The sequence below is a fragment of the Paraburkholderia sp. SIMBA_030 genome (genome assembly GCF_046535245.1).
Lineage (GTDB): Bacteria > Pseudomonadota > Gammaproteobacteria > Burkholderiales > Burkholderiaceae > Paraburkholderia.
This window is the reverse complement of sequence record NZ_JAWRXB010000068.1, coordinates 1-853: the sequence shown is the minus strand read 5'-3', so window position 1 is coordinate 853 and position 853 is coordinate 1. Positions and strand designations below refer to the sequence as shown.

The following is an 853-nucleotide window of genomic DNA, read 5'->3' as shown; positions in this document are numbered from 1 at the left end:
GGTGTTAGGAACTTTTGTTAAGGGCTGCAAAGTGAACAAGCATAAGCACGGAGAATACGACGAAATGCAAGCCAGCCAAGGTTTCGGGCAATCGTTCGTAGTCTCTGGCCAGTCGGCGAAACCGGTTGAGCCAGCCGAAGCTGCGCTCGACCACCCAGCGACGCGGCAACAGCACGAAGCCCTTTTTCGCCTCCGGCAGCTTGATTACCTGAAGCTCGATCCCTTCGTCGAGTGCCGCCTGCGCAGGCTCTTCGCCGGTATATCCCTGATCGGCGAACGCCACCTTGACCGTGTGGCCCGTGGCCTGCTGAACCTGACGCGCCAGTTCTCCGACCTGCGCGCGTTCCTGTTCGTTGGCCGGCGTAACATGCACAGCAAGCAACTGCCCCAAAGTATCAACCGCCATGTGGACCTTACTGCCGCGTTTGCGTTTGTAGCCGTCGTAACCGGTGCGAGGCCCACTCTCGCATGTCGACTGCAGGGTCCGCCCGTCGAGAATGACCGCGCTGGGTTGACCACGGCGCTCCTGTGCGATCCGGATAATCGAACGCAGGTCATTCACCATCGCCTCGAAACAGCCGGCCTGAATCCAGCGCTGGGTCTGCTGATAGACCAGTTCCCACGGTGGAAAATCGTTTGGCAACAAACGCCACGGCGCACCCGCACGTACGATCCAGCGCAGCGCGTTGAACATCTCGCGCAGTTCGTAGCGCCGCTGCGGCGCGTTTTTGTTCATCAAGGTCAGGTACGGAGCGGCGAAGTACCACTCTTCATCCGATACATCCGTTGGGTATGGCCTGCGTTTTTTCATTCCGCCAGGATACCAGGTCTAACTCAAAGTTCCTAACACCCT

General features: G+C 58.9%; 1 protein-coding gene. It reads right to left on the bottom strand.

What is annotated here, in order from left to right; genetic code table 11:
- Window positions 1-4 precede the first annotated feature (4 nt).
- Window positions 5-811: an IS5 family transposase gene (locus SB772_RS39030; protein ID WP_410838394.1), complete on the bottom strand. Its 807-nt coding sequence runs from the start codon at window positions 809-811 to the stop codon at window positions 5-7.
- Window positions 812-853 lie beyond the last annotated feature (42 nt).

Excerpts from the sequence above, each read along its gene's own strand:
- SB772_RS39030 (WP_410838394.1), bottom strand. The coding sequence starts at position 811 with ATGAAAAAACGCAGGCCATACCCAACGGATGTATCGGATGAAGAGTGG.